We start from the raw sequence: 4,997 nt of genomic DNA on the forward strand, positions 1-4,997 counted from the left end.
CGGGGTCGGCGCCGCCGCCGACGGGGGCGGGACGGGCGCCGGGCCGGACGCGTGGGCGGGGGCCGCCTGGAGCGTTCCGAGGGTGAGGGCGACGGCGGGCAGCGCCGCCGTGCGCACGAATCGTCGCAAGGGTCGGTGAACCTTTCGGGGGACGGCCGCCGACCGGACGGCGGCCCTGACGACGGTCGATCCTAAGGACTGACCGGAGATCTGACCCTTGAAATGTGATCATTTACCGAGAATCATCTCTCCTGGACCGGGAGACCAGGAGGCGCGCGATGGGCGGACGGGGAATCGGCTGCCTCGCGGGAGCGGTGCTCCTGGCGCTCGGCGGGGGCGGCTATGAGGCGTGGGCGCTGACCGGCCGGGACGCGGGCGGGCCGGAGAAGACGGCCGAGGCCTACTTCGAGGCGTGGAGCCGCGGCGACCTGGGACGGATGCGCGGCCTGGTCGCCGACCCGCCCGGGGACTTCGCCGCGCGGCACCGGCAGCTGACCGCCGGCCTGTCGGTGACGTCGATCGCGCTGGAGCCGAAGCCCGTCGTCCGGACGGGGCCGGACGCCGCGCGCGCCGACTTCACCGTCACGCGGAACCTCGCGGGCCACGGCGACTGGACGTTCCGCTCCACGCTCGTCCTGGGCAGGCGCGGCGGCCGCTGGCGCGTCCGGTGGGCGCCCGGCACCCTCTACCCGGGCCTGAAGCCCCTCCCGACCACGTGGTCCCTGCCGGCCGTCCACCAGCCGCCCGCGGCCTTCGTCGCCGCCGACGGCAGGCCGCTGCCCGACGGCGGCTCCCTCGACCCCTACGTGAGCTCGCTGGACGACGCCTACGGCGACACCGGCGACGACGACCCGGACGGCGACCCGGACGGCGACCCGGACGGCGGAGGCACCGCCTGGGCCGTCGAGGTGCAGCAGGGGAACGCGCCGGCGCAACGGCTCAAGCTGCTCGGCGGACACCCGACGAAGAAGATCCGCACGACGGTGGACCGGCACGTGCAGGACGCCGCCGAACGGGCCGTGGCGTCCGCGCCGTCCGGGCGGGCGGCGGCGATCGTGGCGATCAGGCCGTCCACCGGGGAGATCCTGGCCGTCGCGGACCGCATCGGCGGGCGCGGCGCGTTCGTCTCCAGCTATCCGCCGGGCTCCACGTTCAAGGTCGTCACGGCGGCGGCGCTGCTCGACAAGGGCCTGTCCCCGTCGTCGGCCGCCGACTGCCCCGCCGTCGTCGTCACCGCGCAGCGGACGATCCGCAACCACGAGGGTTCCGCGGTCGGCTCCGCCACCCTCGCCGACGCGTTCGCCCAGTCGTGCAACACCACCTTCGCCAAGCTGGCCGTGGACCGTCTCGGACCCGCCGGACTGGCGGACGCCGCGAAGTCCTACGGCTTCGGCGCGCCCGTGTTCACCGGCGCGGGCGGCGCGTACAAGGACTTCCCCGACGTGAAACCGGGCGCCGACCTGGCCGAATCGGCCATCGGGCAGGGCCGCGTCCAGGCGACGCCGCTGCTCATGGCGACGGTCGCCGCCGCCGTGGCGGACGGCACGTGGCGCTCGCCGCGGCTGCTGCGCGCGTCCGTGCTCAAGCCGCCGGCCGAGTCCCGGCCGCCCGCGCCGCACGACGTGCCGTCCGCCGGGGCCCTCCGCGACATGATGCGCCGGGCCGTCACCGACGGCACCGCCTCGTCCGCGGGCCTGCCCGCCGGGACGGCCGGGAAGACCGGGACCGCCGAGTACACCGACGCCGGCGACTCCCACGCCTGGTTCATCGGCTTCAAGGGCGACCTGGCCTTCTCCGTCTTCGTCCTGGAGGGCGGCTCGGGCCCCAAGGTGGCCGCCCCGATGGCCGCCACCTTCCTCCGCGCCCTCTGACGCCCCTGTTCGGCCCGGCCCCGCTCCCGGTGCGCCCCTGCTCCCACCCTGTTTTGGTGCGGCGCCGCTCTAGGTGCGCGCCCCTGCTCCTGGCGGCCCCTCTCCCGGTGCGGCCCCTCTCCCGGTGAGGCCACGGTCCCGGTGAGGCCACGGTCCCGGTCCGGCCCCGTTCCCGGTGCGGCCACGGTCCCGGTCTAGCCTCGGGCACGGTTATCCACAGGGCGGGCGCGGCACGGGCGGCGCGGTCGGACGGTCCGTAGGCTGGGGCACATGAACATCGTGATCGCGGGAGGACACGGCCAGATCGCCCTGCGGCTGGCCCGGCTGCTCAGCGCACGGGGAGATGCGGTGCTCAGCCTGATCCGCAACCCCGAGCAGGTGGACGACGTGCGCGAGACCGGCGCGGGGCCGGTCATCGCCGACCTGGAGTATCTGGCGCCCGACGACCTGGTCGACCAGCTCACCGGCGCGGACGCCGTGGTGTTCGCGGCGGGCGCGGGCCCGGGCAGCGGCGCCGAGCGCAAGGACACCGTCGACCGCGGCGCCTCGGCGCTGATGGCGGACGCGGCCGAGCGGGCGGGGGTCCGGCGCTTCGTCCAGATCTCGTCCATGGGCGCGGGCAGGCCGCCGTCGGGCGGCGACGAGACCTGGGCCGCCTACATCAACGCCAAGACCGCCGCCGAGGACGACCTGCGCGCCCGCGGCCTCGACTGGGTGATCCTGCGTCCGGGCCGCCTGACCGACGACCCCGGCACCGGCCGGGTGACCCTGGCCGAGCCCGAGGTCGGCCGCGGCGACGTCACCCGCGACGACGTGGCCGCCGTCATCGCCGCGCTGCTGTCCGAACCGAAGGTCAACCGCACCACCCTCGAAGTCGTCAACGGCGACGTCCCCATAGACGAAGCCATAGCCAACCTCACCTGACCCCGCCCACGCCCGCCGCCCGACTCACGCGGCCGACCGAAAGGCCGCCTCCACGCGGAAGCGGTCGCTCGCCCGCGCGCCGGAGAGAGCCTTCCGGAGCGGGGCACAGGGATGGAAAAGAAGCCGGGGCGGCTCCTCGTTTCCGTGACCTGGGGGGAGCCTCACGGATCGGGGCATGGAGGTGGATGCCGGGCGGGAGCGGTCGCTCGCCCGCGCGCCCGGAGGGACCGTCACCGGACGGGAGTGGCTGCTCGCGTCCGTGGGGCGCGTGGGCGATGCTGCGGCGGACGCGGGGCGGGAGTGGCTGCGGGCGTCCGTGAGCCGCAGCAGCGCTGAAGAGCGGGATAGGAGAGGCGGATAGGGCGGCGGGGAGGGTGCGGGATCAGGAGTAGAGGGCTTCGATGTCGTCGGCGAACTCGGCGGTGACGACGTGGCGGCGGACCTTGAGGCTCGGGGTGAGGTGGCCGGCCGCCTCGGTCAGGGGCCGGTCGAGGACGCGGTACTTCTTGACCGCCTCGGCGTGCGAGACGGTCGCGTTCGCCTCCGCGACGGCCGCGTCCAGCGCGGCCCGCACCTCCGGGTCGTTCCCGATCGCGGCGAGGTGCAGGGCCTCGCCGCCGGAGCCGCCGCGGGGGACGGGACGGCCGTGGGAGGCGAGCCAGGCCGGGAGGGCCTCCTCGTCCAGGGTGAGGAGGGCGCCGACGAACTTGCGGCCGTCGCCCACCACCACGGCCTGGTCGATGAGCGGGTGGGCGCGCAGCAGGTCCTCGAGCGGGCCGGGGGCGACGTTCTTGCCTCCGGCCGTGACGAGGATGTCCTTCTTGCGTCCGGTGATCGTGAGGTAGCCGTCGTCGTCGAGCTCGCCCAGGTCGCCGGTTCGGAACCAGCCGCCGTCCATCGCCCGCGCGGTGGCCTCGGGGTCGTTCCAGTAGCCGTGGAAGACGCTGACGCCGCGCGCCAGGATCTCGCCGTCGTCGGCGATCCGCAGGCCGGTGCCGGGGAACGGGCGGCCGACGGTCCCGATGCGGTTGCCGCGCGGGGTGAAGCGGTTGCCGACGATCGGGGCGGTCGTCTCGGTGAGTCCGTAGCCCTCGATGATCGAGACGCCGACGCCGCGGAAGAAGTGGCCGAGCCGCGCGTTCAGCGCCGCGCCGCCCGACATCGCGTACCGGAGGCGTCCGCCGACGGCGGCGCGCAGCCTGCGGTACACCAGCACGTCGAACACGCGGTGCCGGGCCCGGAGCGCGACCGGCACGCGTCCGGTGTCCAGGGCCTTGCTGTAGGCGACGGCGGTGTCCGCGGCGGCGGCGAAGATCTTGCCCTTGCCGTCCGCCTCGGCCCGCTGCGCCGCGCCGTTGTAGACCTTCTCGAAGACCCGGGGGACCGCGAGCAGGAAGGTCGGGCGGAACGTTCCAAGGTCGTCCTGCAGCGTGCCGGGAGTGCCGTGCGCGAGCACCATCCCGCACTCGACGCAGCCCACCTGCACCAGCCGCGCGAACACGTGCGCGAGCGGGAGGAACAGCAGCGTGGACGCGCCATCCCCGGCGATCTCCGGCACCCCGGCGAGCACGACGTTCCGCGCGGTGGCGAGGAAGTTCGCGTGGGTCAGCTCGCACCCGCGCGGCCGTCCGGTCGTGCCCGAGGTGTAGACGATCGTCGCCAGGTCCGCGGCCCGCCGGCTGCGGCGCCGGGCGGTCAGCTCCTCGTCGGTGACCGCCGCACCCCAGGCGGCGAGCCGGTCCAGGTCGTCCTTCTCCAGGCCGCAGACGTGCGCGAGGTCGGGCAGCGAGCCGCGGACGGCGGCGACCGCCGACCGGTTCCCGGCGCTCTCCACGAAGATCCCGCGCGCGCCCGAGTCACGGAGGATCCAGGCGACCTGCTCCTGCGAGGACGTCTCGTACACCGGGACGGTGACGGCGCCCGCCGCCCAGATCGCGTAGTCCAGGACCGTCCACTCGTACCGGGTCCGCGCCATCAGCGCGATCCGGTCGCCGGGCTCGATCCCGACCGCGATCAGCCCCTTGGCCAGCCGCGCGATCTCGGCCGCGAACTCCCCGGCCGTCACCGCACTCCAGGCGTCCCGGCCCACCGCACTCCAGACCGACGCGCCACCACCCGCACCCCGACCCGCCGCGCTGCTGACGGCCGCCGCGCTGCCAGCCGCTGCGCCGCCGGCGGCTGCTGCGCCGCCGCCGATCGTGC

At 75.4% G+C, this 4,997-nt stretch carries 3 protein-coding genes; 2 read left to right on the forward strand and 1 reads right to left on the reverse strand.

Annotated features, from left to right (window positions below; all coding sequences use genetic code 11):
• Positions 1 to 278 precede the first annotated feature (278 nt).
• A complete protein-coding gene (locus tag DZF91_RS28270; RefSeq protein ID WP_117360170.1) occupies positions 279 to 1,871 on the forward strand; it encodes a penicillin-binding transpeptidase domain-containing protein in 1,593 nt (530 codons plus the stop codon).
• 270 nt (positions 1,872 to 2,141) lie between these two features.
• Complete coding sequence (locus DZF91_RS28275; RefSeq protein WP_117360171.1) at positions 2,142 to 2,795, forward strand: SDR family oxidoreductase; 654 nt, start codon at positions 2,142 to 2,144, stop codon at positions 2,793 to 2,795.
• Positions 2,796 to 3,177: 382 nt separating this feature from the next.
• On the opposite strand, the gene DZF91_RS28285 is transcribed toward DZF91_RS28275, so the two are convergent.
• Positions 3,178 to 4,997: AMP-dependent synthetase/ligase (locus tag DZF91_RS28285; RefSeq protein WP_147341425.1), on the reverse strand; the 1,820-nt coding region annotated here is incomplete at its 5' end.

This window comes from Actinomadura logoneensis, from assembly GCF_003428695.1.
GTDB classification, from domain to species: Bacteria; Actinomycetota; Actinomycetes; order Streptosporangiales; family Streptosporangiaceae; genus Spirillospora; species Spirillospora logoneensis.

Excerpts from the sequence above, each read along its gene's own strand:
- DZF91_RS28270 (WP_117360170.1), top strand. The coding sequence starts at position 279 with ATGGGCGGACGGGGAATCGGCTGCCTCGCGGGAGCGGTGCTCCTGGCG.
- DZF91_RS28275 (WP_117360171.1), top strand. The coding sequence starts at position 2,142 with ATGAACATCGTGATCGCGGGAGGACACGGCCAGATCGCCCTGCGGCTG.